This is a genomic window from Pseudomonas sp. RW407 (assembly GCF_003176655.1).
GTDB classification, from domain to species: domain Bacteria; phylum Pseudomonadota; class Gammaproteobacteria; order Pseudomonadales; family Pseudomonadaceae; genus Pseudomonas; species Pseudomonas delhiensis.
The window spans coordinates 1598189-1612209 of sequence record NZ_QGSL01000107.1 but is presented as its reverse complement, the minus strand read 5'-3'; the positions used below and the strand labels follow the sequence as shown (position 1 = coordinate 1612209).

Below are 14021 nucleotides of genomic sequence, written 5' to 3'. Positions count from 1 at the left end.
GAGCTTGCTCGCGAACCGCATGGCACCGCGTTTGTTCGCGAGCAAGCTCGCTCCTACGAAGAGCATCTCGGCGCAGGCTGCAAGACAGTTGCTCCTACAATCCGCCATGACGCATGGCATCCCCCGTAGGAGCGGACCTTGTCCGCGATAGCCGGAGGTTCAGGCGCGATTCGCGGATAAGATCCGCTCCTACGCTGCCCCACCACACCGTGCCCATGTAGGAGCGCGCCCTGCGCGCGATTTCGCGGGCAGGGTCCGCCATGACGCACAGCATCCCCCGCAGGAGCGGACCTTGTCCGCGATAGCCGGAGGTTCAGGCGCGATTCGCGGATAAGATCCGCTCCTACGCTGCCCCACCACTCCGTGCCCATGTAGGAGCGCGCCCTGCGCGCGATTTCGCGGGCAGGGCCCGCTCCTACAGGTTTTCGTGAGGTACCTGGCCCTACGGCTCCTCAGAAGTTGTAGCTCAGCGAAGCCGTCACGTTGCGCGACGGGCCGTAGAAGCCGGAACCCCCGCTGTACAGGCTCATCAGGTACTTGCGGTCGGTGACGTTGTTCAGGTTCAGCGACGTGCTCCAGTGCTTGTCGATGTCGTAGCTGGCCATCAGGTCCACCAGGGCGTAGGCGTTCTGCCGCACGCGGCTGTCGTCGTCGAGCTGGATGGCGCTCTGCCAGGCCACGCGGGTGCCGACCTTGGCCCGGGGCAGGCCCGGCAGCTGGTAGGTCAGGCTGCTGCGCAGGCTGTGGCTGGGCACGTACTGGCGCGCCTTGTGGCCGTCCGGGTCCTCGATGTGCACGTAGGTGTAGCCGCCCTGCAGTTGCAGGCCGGGGGCCAGTTGGCCGCTGGCTTCCAGTTCCACGCCGTGGCTCTTGAAGTCCTCGCCGTTGTAGATGGTCTCGCCGCCGGGCAGGCTCTGGTCGGTGGCTTCGGCGACGTTGCGCTGGTCGGTCTTGAACAGCGCGGCCGACAGGCTCAGCTGGTCGTCCAGCAGGCTGCCCTTGATGCCGGCCTCGTAGCTCTTGCCTTCCAGCGGGTCGAGCACCTTGCCCTGGGCGTCCATCACGTACTGCGGGTTGAAGATCTTGGTGTAGCTGGCGTACAGCGAGTACTGCTCGTTCAGGTCGTAGACCACGCCGGTGTAGGGCGTCACCTCGCCATGGATGCGCACGTCGCGGGCGCTGCCGTAGTCGGTGCCATCGCTGTCGACGCTGAGCATGCGCGCGCCGAGGATCCAGTGCAGCCGGTCGGTGAGGTTCAGGCGGGTGCCGGCGTAGACGCTCTTCTGCCGGTCGGTGAAGCGCGCCATCTCGATGGTGTCGTTGGTGTAGGTCAGGCTCGGCCTGGGTACGGCGCCGCCCAGGGTCTGGCCCAGGTCGGCGTCCATGAACTCGTCTTCGTTGTTGTAATAGCCACGGTCGCTGTGCCGCGAGCGGCCGTAATCCACGCCCAGTGTCAGGTCGTGCTGGCGCCCGCCGAGGCTGAACGGGCCGCTCAGCTGGGCCTCGCCCAGCAGCTGCTTCTCGCCGGAGTGGCTGTGGCTGGGGTCGGCCAGCCAGGGCGTGTCGGCGTCGTTGGCCATCAGGTAGTACATGTTCGCCTGCTGGCTCTGGTCCACGCCGGTGACGTTGAGCTTGCCCTTCCAGCCGGCGCCGAAGTCGTGGGCCAGCTCGACGAAGGCGCGCTGGGTGTGCACGTCCCAGTAGGTCCAGTCCTGGCCGATGTTGGCGCCGCGGCGGCTGTAGTGGATCAGGTTGCCGGCGTAGTCGGTCAGCGGCAGCGCGCCCCAGCTGCTGCCGTTGGAATTACTCTTGTTGTCCGAGAAGCCGACGGTGAGGGTGTCCGCCGCCGAGAGGTCGAAGGCCAGCATGCCGCTGAGCACGTTCTTCTCGTGGGAGTAGCGGTCCAGGTAGGAATTGCCGGTTTCGTTGGCGTAGATGAAGCGGCCGCGCACGTTGCCCGAGTCGGTGAGAGGGCCGGCGGCGTCGAGGTCGACGCGGCGGGTGCCCCAGGAGCCCACCGAGAGCTTCACCTGGGCCTGCGGCGTGTAGGTCGGGCGCTTGCGGATGAAGTTGACGGTGGCCGAGGGGTTGCCGGTGCCGCTCATCAGGCCGTTGGCGCCGTGGAGGATGTCGACCTGCTCGTACTCGGCCAGGTCCAGGTCGCCGCTGAGCAGGCCGGCGCTGAACGGCGAGCCGATGCCGTCGTACTCGAAGTTGTTGATGTCGAAGCCGCGGGAGGTGAAGTTGGTGCGGTCGGTCTCGTACTGCTCGACCGTCACCGAGGGCGCGCTGCGCAGCGCATCCTTCACGCTGTTCATGTTGAAGTCGTCCAGTTGCTGGCGCGACAGCGTGGTGACGCCCTGGGGCGTTTCCCGCGGCGTCAGGCCCAGGCGCGTGGTGCTGCTGTCGCTCAGTTGCTGGTAGCCGCCCGGGGTGCCGGCAGCGCCGGCGCTCGCCTGGATCACCGTCTCGGGCATGGCCAGGGTGTCTCGGCCCTTGCCGAGCACGGTTTCGGCCGGCATCTGCAGCGCGGTGCCGGAATCCTCCAGCGCGTAGATGCCCGCGCCGCGCTGCACCGGTTGCAGGCCGCTGCCGCGCAGCAGGCGCTGGAAGCCTTCGTCGACCGTGTAGCGGCCCTGCAGGCCCGGGCTGCTGCGCCCGGCCAGCTTCGCCGGGTCGAACACCAGTTGCACCCCGGCGCGCGCGGCGAAACGGGCCAGCACGTCACTCAGCGCGCCGGCGCCGATGGCGTAGTCGCGCGCGTCCTCGGCGGCCATGGCCACGGACGGGGCCAGGGCCAGGCCGGCGCAACCCAGGGCCGCGCCATGGATCGCCGCCGCCAGGGCCAGGTGGGTGATTCGACCAGTGCCGGAATGCCGTCGGTGCTTCGAAGCCATGCTCATTGCCATCCTTCAAGCCGCGCGTCGCGCGGGCTGCCCACCCCTCCCCACGAGGCGTGTTCAGCCTCTTTCCCGGACGAGACGGAAAAAGTGCTCAGGGGGACGTGAAATTTTTTTCGCTAGCGGGCGGAAACCGTCACCCAGTAGCGGCTCAGGCGCGACACCCGCACCGGCAGCGTCAGCTCCAAGGCGTTCAGCGCCTGGTCGGTGTCCGCCACCGACAGCGCGCCGGAGACACGCAACCCGGCCACCTCCGGGTCGCAACGCAGCAGACCGTGGCGATAGCGCCCCAGCTCCGCCAGCACCTCCGCCAGCGGCTGGTCGCGGGCCACCAGCATGCCCTGCTCCCAGAGCGCGGCGCTGTCGTCCACCGCCGCGGTGCGCAGCACGCCGCGGGCGTCGAACCAGGCCTGCTGGCCGGCGGCCAGGCGCAGCACGGCGCCGGCATGCGGGCGAATCTCCACCTGGTGCTCGAACACCGCCACCTGGCACTGCTCGCCCAGCTGGCGCACGCTGAAACGCGTGCCCAGCGCCTCGACCACGCCCTGCCGGGCATCGACCAGGAACGGCCGGCGCGGCGCCACCGGGTCGGCGTGGGTGGTCACCAGCACCTCGCCATTGCGCAGGCGCAGGCGGCGCGCCGTGGCGTCAAAACGAACGTCCAGCCCCGATGCCGTGTTGAGCACCACCTGGCTGCCGTCGGCCAGCGTCAGTGCCCTGCGTTCACCGGTGCCGGTGCTGGCATCGGCCAGCCAGCCGTCCCAGGGGGCGCTGCGCGCCACCAGCCAGCCGGCCGGCGCGGCCATCAGCAGCGCGCCCAGCAGACGCAGCGCGCGGCGCCGGCTCAGGCCCTTGAGCCCCTCCAGGCCATGCAGCGCCTGGCGGCCCAGTTCCGTGGGCACCGCGTCGAAGGTGCCGAACACCCGCTCGGCACGCGCCCAGGCCTCGCGGTGCGCTTCGCTCTGCCCGCGCCAACGCTCGAAGGCCTGCCACTGCGCCTCGCCGGGGGCGTCGAAGCGCAGCGTCATGATCCACTCGGCCGCCTCTTCCAGCAGCCTGGCCGCGGGCGCGGCCCGGGCATCCCCGCGGCTCATGGGTCGCAGGCCGCCATGCAGGCCACCAGCGCCTTGTGGATGTGCCGGCGCACGGTGATCAGCGCCATGCCGGTGCGCTCGGCGATCTGCTGCAGGGTGAGTTCGTGGAACTGCGCCAGCAGGAACACCTCCCGCGTCTGGCGCGGCAGCCCGTCCAGCATCGCGTCGATGCGCAGCAGCGACTCGACGATCAGCCAGTGGGTTTCCGGCGCCGGCACCTGCGCCTCGGGCAGGTGCGCGATGGCCTCGCGGTAGGCGCGCTCCACGTCCTGGCGGCGCCACAGGTCGATGACCAGGCCCTTGGCCACCTGCACCAGGTAGCGCCGCGAATCGTCCGGCGGCGGCGTGCGCCCGGAGGTGAGGATGCGCAGGTAGGTGTCATGGGCGATGTCCGCCGCATCCGGGGCATTGCCCAGGCGCTGGCGCAACCAGCCGAACAGCCAGCCGTGATGGTCGCCGTAGAGGCGCTCCAGCGCGGCTGCCGGCGAAGCGTGGGACGAAGCGGGAAACATGCGCGGGCATCCTTGGCGGGACCGCCGAAAGGGTGAAAATGAGAAAGCGTCTCATTTTATTTCAATGCCGTGCATTTTCACAATGCGGACCTCGCCGGCCCCGTGGCTCACCCCAGGCTGGCGATGGCCCGGGCCAGTTGCATGTCGCTCAGGCCGGAGCGCGGATGCGCCTGCCGGTAGAAGCGCAGCGCCTGTTCCAGTTGCGCGCCATGGATGCGCCCGGCGGAGGCGACGTAGGCCAGCGCGTCGTCGCGGGCGGCCCGGTAGGTCCGCAGCGGCTGGCTGGTGGACTCGCTGGCCGCCGCGGTGCCCAGGCTGGTGGCGATGGTGAAGTGGTCGGACGAGTTGCCTTTTCCGTCCATGGCCCCCGCCTGGCCGGCAGCGGCCAGGAGCGTGGCGATCAGCAATGGGCTTGCGCGTTTCAAAGTGGGGGTTCCGGCAGCGGGCGACCGCTCCTTTTACCCTGCCCTGGCGTTGGCGGCCATAGGCGCCCCCAGATTCTCCTGGCCTCACGCTGATCGACAGCACCGGCGCGGGCCGGGCAGGCTTTGATGCTATGTTGCGAAAATGAATGGAGGGTTTATGAGCAAAGCCGCCACCAGTGTCGCCAGCCAGGTCCGCAAGCTTGCCAAGGCTCACGAGGTCACCGCAGAGCGCGACGAAATGAGCCGCATGGCGATGACCATCACCCGTCTGGCCGGCGACGTGGTCGAACTGGACAGCGTTGAGCAGTTGCTCGTCAACCTGAAGAAGAAAGGCATTCTGAGCAAGACGGAAACGCTTGCCCTCCAGGGGCGCTACCTCCAGGAAAAGAGGGGCTCGAAAAAGAAACTCAGTGCATGAGTTTCGACCCTTTCGGCGATTTCGAAACCGCCGGCTATCTGCGGAATCTTCAAGGCCTCAAGGACCCAGTCGAAGTCAAGGAGTCCGAGCACTTCATCTTCGAGCTGAGTATCGACGAGGCCTTTTCGTACCTGGCCCAGAAGAAGCCACTCGACTACCGGGCCGTCCTCGAGGTTCACAAGATCCTGTTTGGCGGTTTCTATCCGTGGGCTGGCCAGGATCGGAACGAACTCGTTCCGCACCTTCATGGAGCTCTGCTACCGCTCCGGGTTCGCGATCGACTGGTCCGCAACGGGCAAGGACGATTATCTCAGGGCGGTCGGCAGTCAATCCCGGTGCCAGTCGACGCTCAGGTAGTACTCGCTATCACTGTGGCGATAGCTGCTTTGCCCATCGTAGGCGGCTTCCAGGGCATGCCCGATGCGGTTGGCCAGGTGAGTGCCGGTGGTGGTGGCCAGCAGTTCCTCGCCGTCCCTGACGATGGTGATCAACCGCTCGAGGGCGTGGTCGTGCTTCGCCCGCTCCTCTTCGTTGCGCATAAGGCGGATGATCTCGTCTTCATGGGCCTTCAGGAAGTTGCCGGATACCCGCACCTGCCCCGCCGGGGCCTGGTCGTCCACGCGGCGGCATGCCGGGCAGACGAAAGCCTCGACCGACTGCGCAGGCAGGTCGAGGTGCCAGGTCCACTGCCCCGCATGGTACTTGGCGCCGCAGCGCGGGCATTGCGCGAGGCCGCGGGGGCGATGGGCCTCGGCATAGGCATCGGGCCGGTCCGGCTTGAACAGCTTGTCTTTGTGGCTTTGCTGGTACTTGTCCATCTTCGCTCACCTGCTGCGTGAAACTGTCGAAGGTACGCCGCGCCTTTCCATGCCGGCGCATTCAGGCCCCCTGGCGGATGACCGAGGCCGGCTAGGGCTTCTGCGCCGGCACGCCGCTGCGGAAATGCTGCTGCCACATCATCTGGTCCATCATCTGCTGCTGCATCTCCAGGTACTGGTCCATCCGGTACTGGTGGTGGCGCATCTGCTCGGGCGTGAGGTGCGCGTAGTACCCACGCATGTGCTTCCAGCCGCCGTTGCCGCCCATCATGCCCGGGCCCATGCCCATCGCCCCACCGCCCATGCCCCCATGGGGCATGCCACCCCACAGGTCGTGCATCGCCGCCATGGTGTCGCGCATGTTGCGCCAATGCTCGTCCAGCAACTGCTGCCTTTGCTGCGGGTCCTGGGTTCGCTGGATCTTCTGCATCTGTTCCTGCATGGCGTTCATCTGTTGCCGGATCTTGTCCAACTGCTCGTCGAACCCGCTGCTATCCGGCGACTTTTCCGTAGGTTGCGCGGCCGGGCCCTGGCTGTTGCCGACGGCGGCCTGGGCCCCCAAGACCGATGCCAAGGGCATGCTTGCCAGCAGGACCGTGGCCACTGTCAGTGCGATTCTGTTCATGCTGCCTCTCCAGTGAACGATGGGTTGGCCGACAGGTTCGGCGCGGGATCATTCGCCCGGGCGCACGGCCAGCACGCTGCCCTCGACGTGCTCGATCAGGTGTTCGGTGGTGCTGCCGATCAGCCGGTCCACGGCCCGGCGGTGGATGCGGCCCATCACGGTCACGTCGATGGCGTTTTGCTCGACGAAGTTCGCGATGCCGCGCACCGCCGTGCCCATCAGGAAGTGGCGGCGCTCCTCGGGGACGCCGTACTGGTCCGCCAGGGCGAGGAAGGGCTTGTGCAGCGCGCCGCGCATCTCTTCGACCAGGTCGACCCAGGCCACGCCGCCCTCGCCGCCATTGGCCATGTAGGCCGGCATGCAGTCGTAGATGAACAGCAGGTGCAGCTCCGCGTTGCATTGCAGGGCCAGGCCATTGGCGGCCGAGATGACCCTGTCGTTGATGTCGCTGAGCTGGGTCTGCGGGTCGGACGGGTCGACCGCCGCGACTATCCGGCGCGGCAGGGGCTGGCGGATGTCGTTGACCAGCAGCAGCGGCGCCGGGCACTCCCGCAGCAGGTGCCAGTCCAGGGGGGTGACGAAGGAACGCTTGAGCGCTGGCTCGTGCCGCACGTCCTTGATCACCATGTCCGGCTGCATCTCGCGGATGTCCTGGAGCATCTCCTCGCGCAGGTTGCCCGCTGCCACGACCGAGGCCGTGACCTCCAGCCCCCGCCCCCGCTGGGCCGCGCATTCGCTTTCCCAGGCTTGGCGCTGGGCCTGCAGCATGCTTTCGCGTGCCTGCTCCATGACCTTGCGGTCCAGCAGGAAGGTCGCGAAGGGCTCCACGTAGACGAGCACGTGAAGGGCCGCGTCGCAGGCCGATGCCAGGGCGAGCGCGCGCTGCAGGCCGGGAGAATGATGTTGCTCGGGATGGGTCACGAACAGGAGCTTGCGTAGCTGACTCATATCGCACCTCGTGATTGTCCGGCCGCGCGCCGGAAGGCAGGGGCAACCGCTTCCGGCTCGATGGAAGCGCCACCAACGAGTTTCCGGCGCCCGGCAGGCGCAGGATTTGCGTTGGATCAAATTCGTCCATCGTCCGACGCGGGATGGTAGATGCCATGGCAGCCCCAGCCCATGGGCCCTGCCCCACTATTGCCCGGAGGCCCCATGGCGAACCCGAACGATGCGCAACGCCTGACCCTGTACGACGCCCGGGAGCTGGATGCGGTGCTCCTGGAAATGGCGCGCAGGGCCGCCCCGCTGCTGCCCCCGGGCGACAGCGCCCTGGTCGGCATCCTGCGGCGTGGCGAACCCCTGGCGCGGCGGCTGCAGGAACACCTGGTGCAGCACTGCGGGCACACGCCGCTGCCCGTCCACGCCCTGAAGGTGAAACGCTACGCCGACGACCTGAGCCTGCTGCACCCGGAGACGGCGCTCACGGAAAACCCGCAACTGGCCGGCATGGACCTCGGCCGCACCACGCTGCTGGTCGTGGACGACGTGCTCTACGAGGGGCACTCGCTGCTGCGCGCCTGCGCGTACCTTGCGCAACTCGGCGCGCGCCACGTCCTGGCCGCCGTGCTGGTCGACCGCTGCGTGAGCCGCCAGCCGGTGCATGCCGACGTGGTGGGGGTGCATCTGCAGGTGGCGCCGGACGACATCGTCGAATGCAACGTGCCGCCCTACGAGGCGGAGCTGCGCATCGACGTGCTCCGCCATGGCCGGCGCCGCACCTGACGGACGCTAGGCTCCGCCCGCCTCCCGCTGCCAGGCCCGCTGCAGCAGGTCGACCACCTCGGCGTCGCTGGTCTGGGAGAAGTCCAGGTACCAGCGGCCGATGGCGCTGAACGGCTCCGGGGTGAACGGGCAGACCACCTCGTCGACCTCGTCGCGCAGCTCCGCCAGCACCTCCGCCGGCGCCACGGGAACGGCGACGACTATGCCCGCGGGCGCCTGGCGGCGTACCGCCCGCACGGCGGACAGCATGGTGGCGCCCGTGGCCAGGCCGTCGTCGACCAATATCACCTGCCGGCCACGCAGTTGCGGCACGGGCCGCTGCCCGCGGTAGGCGCGCTCGCGCCTGTGCAGCTCGGCGCTTTCCCGGTGCTCCACCGCCTCCAGGGCACGCGCGTCGACGCCATATGTCCGCAGCACGTCCTCATTCAGCACCCGCACGCCACCGCTGGCGATGGCGCCCATGGCCAGTTCCGGGTACGAAGGCACGCCGAGCTTGCGCACGATCAGCAGGTCCAGGGCCACATCCAGTTCATTGGCCACCTCATAGCCGACTGGCACCCCACCACGCGGCAGGGCCAGCACTATCACCCCGGGGTCGCCCCGGCGGGCCTGCAGCAGCCGCGCCAGGGCCCGGCCGGCATCGGCGCGGTCGACGAAGGGAAGTCTTGCGTCACTCATGGCAGCCACCTGACCCAGGGGGCCTAGTAATCCTCTTCGCGCTCGCCCTCTTCGCGCAGGTTCTGGAACCCCACCAGCCGCGAGAGGTCGCGCAGGTTGTCGGCCAGCACGCCGAGCAGGTCGTCCGCCGAGACGATCCCCACCAGCATCCCCTCGTCGTCGACCACCGGCATCCGCCGTACGCCGGCCTGGCGCATGCGGGTGATGACATCGAACAGGTCGTCGCTTTCCTTCACGGTGATCAGGTTGCGCAACTGGATGTCGCCGGCCTGGATGCTGCCCGGCTCCGGTTCGTTGTTGGCGACGACCTCCAGCACGATGTCGCGGTCGGTGATGATGCCCACGGGCCGGTAGCGCTCGCGCTCGACCTGCTCGGCGAGCACCAGGTCGCCGACGTGGTACTGGCTCATCAACTGGGCGGCGGTCAGGATGGATACGGTGGGCGCCGCGATGACGACGTCGCGGTTGCAGTATTCGCCGATGGCCATGGTGCGTCTCCTCTGCGGGCAAGCGGACATTCGCTTGCCTTGCACCATGGGCGCGGCGCAACGGGCCCACCTTGATCTCGATCAGATTGGCGCCGCCCCCGGCCCCCGCGCCCCGGCCAGCGGATGAACGGCCCGGTCAGCGCGATGCGCGTTCCTGCTGCGTTTCCAGGCCGCTCATCCGGCACAGGCCCTGGCGATCCAGCAGGCGCACCTCGCGGCCGTGGCATTCGATCAGGCCGGTCTGGACGAAACGGGTGAACAGCCGGCTGACCGTCTCCATGGTGAGGTCCAGGTAGTTGCCGATGTCGCCGCGGCTCATCGGCAGGGTGAAGCGCTCCTGCGACAGGCCGCGCTGGTGGTAGCGGGCCGACAGGCCGAGGAGGAAGCCGGCCAGGCGCTGTTCGGCGCGCTCGCGGCTGCAGCGGATGTGCGCGTGCTCGCCCTGGATGCTCTGGCTGAGGATATGCAGCAGTTGGTGGCGCAGGCCGGGGATGCGCCCGGAAAGGTCCTCCAGCTGTTCCAGGCCGATGCTGCACACCAGGGAAACCTCCAGCGCCACCGCATAGCCCGGAAAACGCGGCGAGCCGATGGCATCCAGCCCCAGCATCTCGCCGGGCAGCACGAAGCCGGTCACCTGTTCGCCGCCGTTGGCGTCGAGCAGGTAGCTCTTCAGCGCCCCGGAACGCACGGCGAACACGTGCTGCATCGGCTCGTCGGCGCGGAACAGGTACTCGCCCTTCTGCAGCGGGCGGCTGCGCCGGACGATGCGGTCCAGTTCTTCGACTTCGCCGTCGCTGAGGCTGGCCGGCAGGCACAGACGGCTCAACGAGCACGCCTGGCAATTGACCTGCAGGTGCGGCGTGGAGCGATGAGCGTCGGACATGGCGGGACCTCCGACAGGAAGGGGATTTTCCCACTATAGCCGTTTCGCCATGCCGCGCTTCGCCCCTCGACGAAGGGGCGCGCCTGCCGCCAGGCGCGCCCGGATGCGTCAATCGTTGGCCTTCACCGGGATGATTTTCTCCGGATGGACCGCCTCGGCGCGCTTGGGCAGGTGCACCTGCAGCACGCCCTTGGCGAACTGCGCGTGGACCTTCTCGGGGTCGACCTCCCTGGGCAGCCGGAACACCCGCTCGAAACTGCCGTAGTGGCGTTCCGACAAGTGGTATTCCTTGCGCTGCTCGTCCTTCTCTTCCTTCTTCTCGCCCTTGATGACCAGGTTGCCATTGGCCAGCTTGACCTCGATGTCCTTCTCATCCATGCCGGGCAGCTCGGCGCTGATGCGGTATTCCTCGGCCTGCTCGCTGACGTCCACCGCGGGCAGGCCGCGGGCGAAGGGCTCGCGCCGCCAGAACGGCTCCACGTCGAAGGCGCTGTGGCCGAAGGGCAGGCGCAGCGGCGTGCGGCCGAAGTCGTCGAACAGGCTGTCGATCTGCCGTCGCAGGGTGTCGAAGGGCCCGGCAGCGGGGGCTGGCGCCTTGGCGGGCTGGTTGGCGGACGGCGTGATGGGGACTTGCTTGGCGGGGTCGGACATGGGGAATTCCTCCGCAAGATGAAAACGCCTCGGAAATGGGGCGAATCGATTCTGCGACTGCCGCGGGCGCTGTCCTTGATCCCGGTCAAAACGCCGGCCGCGGCCCCCGCGGCGCAGAACTTGATGGCGGTCAAGGCGGCGCGGCCCGCGACGCCTAGCCTGGACCGGGAAGCCACGCGTCATCGACCTCGGCAAGGGGGCGCGCAATGGAACGGGTACGGCTACTGGAGGTGCTTTGCGTGCCGGGCACGGGGCAATGCCTGCGCCTGGCGCTTGAGGATGACGAAGGCAGCGCCGTCATTCCCGGCCAGTACTGCCTGCTCGGCCCCCATGGCGGGACGCTGCAGCCGTACAGCTACATCAGCCTGCCGGAGCACCACGGACCTTTCATCGTCAGCGCCAGCCATCCCGGCCGGTTCACCGCCACCGAGGGCTGGCTGGACTACCAGGGCCCGCTGGGCATCGGCTGGCCCCTCCCCCTGCGCGCTGGCAAGGTGCTGGTGCTGGCCAGCGGCAGCGGCCTGCTGTCGGTAGTCGCGGCGATCGACGAGCTGGCCTGCTGGATGCCCGGGCTGCACCTGGACCTGATCGCGGATGCGGCCAGCCTGGCAGGCCTGCCCCCGGAGTGCCGCCGCTCTTTGCACTCCCTGGGCCTGCTCGACGAAAAGGTGCACGGGGCCTGCCTGTTGGAGCGCCTGCACCGACAGTTGCTGGAGCGGCTGCCCGACGTGGTGTTCTGCGCCACCTCCGACTTTCTCGGCCGCAGCGCGGCACAGGCCTGCCTGCGCAGCGGGGTACCGGCAACGCGCGTCTGGCTGCGCAGCGAGCGCCTGCCGTCGCTCCCCCCGGGGCAGGCGCCCGCGGAAGGGCCGGTGGTCCGTTTCGACCGGCTGCCGGCCCCTCTCCACCACCGTTCTTGATGCGCATCAAAGTGCCCCTGCCGGCCCCGGCCCAGGCTCACACCCACCCAGCCCGCGCCCGGTAGGCGTGGGCGCCGCTGCGGAGACTGCCATGAACGCCTATTCGCGCCTGCTCCTGATCTGCGACACCCACCTGCACTATTCCGCCGCCATGGCCCGCGCCCAGGCCCTGGCCGGCTCCGCCGGCGCCAGCCTGCACATGCTGATGCCGGACAGCCTGGCGCCAGCCCTGAACACCCTCGACTACGAACTGCAGCAACGCGCCCGGCGGACGATCCAGGAGCACCACCAGGGCTGGCTCGACGACCAGGTGGCGTTGCTGCGCGGCCGCGGCATCGAGGCCAGCGCCGAGGCGATCTGGAGCGACGACCCGCTGCAGGAAATCCTGCGCCTGGTGCGCGAGCGCGGTTTCGACCTGCTGGTCAAGGACGTGCACTACGAAACGGCCGTCAGCCGGGCACTGATGACGCCGCTGGACTGGCAACTGTTGCGCCAGTGCCCGGTGCCGCTGCACCTGGTGAGCCACGCCGAGCATCCGCTGCCGCGCAAGGTGGCGGCGGCGCTGGACCTGTCCCAGGACGACACCCGGGTCGACGAGTTGAACGCGCGCATCGTCGAGTCGGCCCAGCAGCTGGCGCGGCAATGCGATGCCGAGCTGCACCTGCTGCAGGCCTACGACCTGAGCAGCAGCTTCCTCGCCTATGCCGTGGGGCCGGTGGCCTGGACCAGCGAGATCCAGGAACAGATGAGCGGCCGCGCCACCGAGCGCATGCAGCGCCTGGGCGAGCGCTTCGGCATCGAGCAGAAGTGCCTGCACCTGATCAAGGGCGCGGCCAACCGGGTCATCGCCGAGTTCGCCGACGACTACCGGATCGACGTCGTGGTCATGGGCACCCTCTACCACGCCGGGCTGGCGAAGATCGTCGGCAGCACCACCGAGCAGGCGCTGTACCGGGTGCACTCCAGCATCCTGGCGATACGCCCCTGAATGCCAGGCGCACGGCCGCCCCGCGTGGGCGGCCGGGAGGGCCCAGGGCACAGTGCCCGTGGGCCGCGGGCAGGCTCAGCCGGCCTGGCGCTTCTCGGCGTCGCGGCGTTGCGCCTCGGCCAGCACGTGGGGCGCGGCGATGCGCTGCTGCAGGCACGCCAGGTAATCCCGGGCCTGCTCCGCGCCCTGGAAAGGCACGCGGATCTGGTCGAGCTGGACATAGCAGCGCCCGTCGCTGGTGCACAGCAGTTGGATGTGCATGGCTGCCTCCCCGCCTCAGGTCGCCGGCTGCAGTTGCAGGGTGTGGATCGTCTGCGTCGGGTCGTCCGGGTCCTGATGGCTGCTGAAGCCGAGGAAGCGCACCAGCTCGTGCATCGGGGCGTTGGCCGCTGAATCGATCGAGTACATCTGCGTCATGCCGTTGCGCCGGGCGGTCTCGATCAGGTGGCGCATCAGGGCCGCCGCCAGGCCGCGGTGCCGCCAGTCGTCGGCCACCGTCACCGCGCACTCGCACTGGCCGGCGTCGGCGCCGCGGGCGTAGCGGCTGACGCCCACCTCCACCAGCTCGCCATCCTGGTGCACCAGGGCGACGTAGGCGACGCTGTCGTGGAAGTCCACCGCCATCAACTGGTCGAGCAGCGCCGGGCTGACCTCGCGCATGCTGCAGAGGAAGCGGAAGTGCCGCGCTTCCGGCGACAGCCGGGCGATGAAGTCCGCCTCGCGCTGGCGGTCCTCCGCGCGCAACGGCCGGATCAGCACGTGGCTGCCGTCGGGAAGGGCCTCGACCCAGTGCTCGTCGGTGGCTTGGGTGGGCTGTGAAGGCTGGGCGATGGGCATGGAAACCTCCTGGCGTGGCGCCGGCATGGGAAGGAACCGCCGGGTCACTTGTACGCCGCGGG

General features: G+C 68.9%; 17 protein-coding genes and 1 pseudogene. 5 read left to right on the top strand and 13 right to left on the bottom strand.

All coding sequences use genetic code 11. The annotated features are described in order from the left end of the window. Positions 1-452 precede the first annotated feature (452 nt). The 4 genes from DK254_RS31440 to DK254_RS31425 all read right to left on the bottom strand — a co-directional run bounded on the left by DK254_RS31440 (position 453) and on the right by DK254_RS31425 (position 4931). On the bottom strand, positions 453-2897 hold the full coding sequence (locus DK254_RS31440) for a TonB-dependent siderophore receptor (protein WP_109937367.1): 2445 nt from the start codon (positions 2895-2897) through the stop codon (positions 453-455). A 122-nt stretch (positions 2898-3019) separates the two neighbouring features. Beyond that, on the bottom strand, positions 3020-3994 hold the full coding sequence (locus tag DK254_RS31435) for a FecR domain-containing protein (RefSeq protein WP_109936969.1): 975 nt from the start codon (positions 3992-3994) through the stop codon (positions 3020-3022). Further along, positions 3991-4506 (bottom strand): sigma-70 family RNA polymerase sigma factor, encoded by a 516-nt coding sequence (locus DK254_RS31430; RefSeq protein ID WP_109936968.1) that lies wholly within the window; start codon positions 4504-4506, stop codon positions 3991-3993. The genes DK254_RS31435 and DK254_RS31430 overlap by 4 nt, the downstream gene beginning before the upstream one ends. A 107-nt stretch (positions 4507-4613) precedes the next feature. Continuing rightward, positions 4614-4931 (bottom strand): DUF2388 domain-containing protein, encoded by a 318-nt coding sequence (locus DK254_RS31425; protein ID WP_109936967.1) that lies wholly within the window; start codon positions 4929-4931, stop codon positions 4614-4616. 157 nt (positions 4932-5088) lie between these two features. Between DK254_RS31425 and DK254_RS31420 the strand changes: the two genes are divergently transcribed. Continuing rightward, a complete protein-coding gene (locus DK254_RS31420; RefSeq protein WP_109936966.1) occupies positions 5089-5349 on the top strand; it encodes a hypothetical protein in 261 nt (86 codons plus the stop codon). Then, positions 5346-5685: pseudogene (locus DK254_RS35015) on the top strand (hypothetical protein); the annotation flags it as partial. The gene DK254_RS31420 and the pseudogene DK254_RS35015, both read left to right, overlap by 4 nt. Here the strand turns inward: DK254_RS35015 and DK254_RS31410 are convergent. The 3 genes from DK254_RS31410 to DK254_RS31400 form a co-directional block, all read right to left on the bottom strand. Beyond that, positions 5676-6167: a BCAM0308 family protein gene (locus DK254_RS31410; RefSeq protein WP_109936965.1), complete on the bottom strand. Its 492-nt coding sequence runs from the start codon at positions 6165-6167 to the stop codon at positions 5676-5678. The pseudogene DK254_RS35015 and the gene DK254_RS31410 sit on opposite strands and share 10 nt — an antisense overlap. Positions 6168-6258: 91 nt before the next feature. Next, positions 6259-6792 (bottom strand): hypothetical protein, encoded by a 534-nt coding sequence (locus tag DK254_RS31405; protein WP_218281470.1) that lies wholly within the window; start codon positions 6790-6792, stop codon positions 6259-6261. Positions 6793-6840: 48 nt separating this feature from the next. Beyond that, positions 6841-7740: a universal stress protein gene (locus DK254_RS31400; protein ID WP_109936964.1), complete on the bottom strand. Its 900-nt coding sequence runs from the start codon at positions 7738-7740 to the stop codon at positions 6841-6843. A 204-nt stretch (positions 7741-7944) separates the two neighbouring features. On the opposite strand from DK254_RS31400, the gene DK254_RS31395 reads away from it, so the two are divergent. Further along, positions 7945-8514, top strand: coding sequence for a phosphoribosyltransferase family protein (locus tag DK254_RS31395; protein WP_109936963.1), 570 nt, complete (start codon positions 7945-7947; stop codon positions 8512-8514). 6 nt (positions 8515-8520) lie between these two features. Here the strand turns inward: DK254_RS31395 and DK254_RS31390 are convergent, their stop codons facing one another. The 4 genes from DK254_RS31390 to DK254_RS31375 all read right to left on the bottom strand — a co-directional run bounded on the left by DK254_RS31390 (position 8521) and on the right by DK254_RS31375 (position 11214). Then, a complete protein-coding gene (locus DK254_RS31390; RefSeq protein WP_109936962.1) occupies positions 8521-9192 on the bottom strand; it encodes a phosphoribosyltransferase in 672 nt (223 codons plus the stop codon). 23 nt (positions 9193-9215) lie between these two features. Further along, positions 9216-9680, bottom strand: coding sequence for a CBS domain-containing protein (locus DK254_RS31385; protein ID WP_109936961.1), 465 nt, complete (start codon positions 9678-9680; stop codon positions 9216-9218). A 136-nt stretch (positions 9681-9816) separates the two neighbouring features. Next, a complete protein-coding gene (gene fnr / locus DK254_RS31380) occupies positions 9817-10563 on the bottom strand; it encodes a fumarate/nitrate reduction transcriptional regulator Fnr (protein ID WP_109936960.1) in 747 nt (248 codons plus the stop codon). A 108-nt stretch (positions 10564-10671) separates the two neighbouring features. Then, positions 10672-11214 (bottom strand): Hsp20/alpha crystallin family protein, encoded by a 543-nt coding sequence (locus DK254_RS31375; RefSeq protein WP_109936959.1) that lies wholly within the window; start codon positions 11212-11214, stop codon positions 10672-10674. A gap of 206 nt (positions 11215-11420) precedes the next feature. On the opposite strand from DK254_RS31375, the gene DK254_RS31370 reads away from it, so the two are divergent. Together DK254_RS31370 and DK254_RS31365 are read left to right on the top strand one after the other, a co-directional pair. Beyond that, entirely contained in the window at positions 11421-12134 is a 714-nt protein-coding gene (locus DK254_RS31370) for a hypothetical protein (protein WP_146219668.1), read from the top strand. A 91-nt stretch (positions 12135-12225) separates the two neighbouring features. Beyond that, entirely contained in the window at positions 12226-13122 is an 897-nt protein-coding gene (locus DK254_RS31365; RefSeq protein WP_109936957.1) for a universal stress protein, read from the top strand. Between the two features lie 75 nt (positions 13123-13197). On the opposite strand, the gene DK254_RS31360 is transcribed toward DK254_RS31365, so the two are convergent. Both DK254_RS31360 and DK254_RS31355 read right to left on the bottom strand, forming a co-directional pair. Then, positions 13198-13383 (bottom strand): hypothetical protein, encoded by a 186-nt coding sequence (locus DK254_RS31360; protein ID WP_109936956.1) that lies wholly within the window; start codon positions 13381-13383, stop codon positions 13198-13200. A 15-nt stretch (positions 13384-13398) separates the two neighbouring features. Further along, the gene (locus DK254_RS31355; RefSeq protein WP_109936955.1) at positions 13399-13959 is read right to left on the bottom strand and encodes a GNAT family N-acetyltransferase; all 561 of its coding nucleotides are present in this window, start codon (positions 13957-13959) and stop codon (positions 13399-13401) included. Positions 13960-14021: the final 62 nt, after the last annotated feature.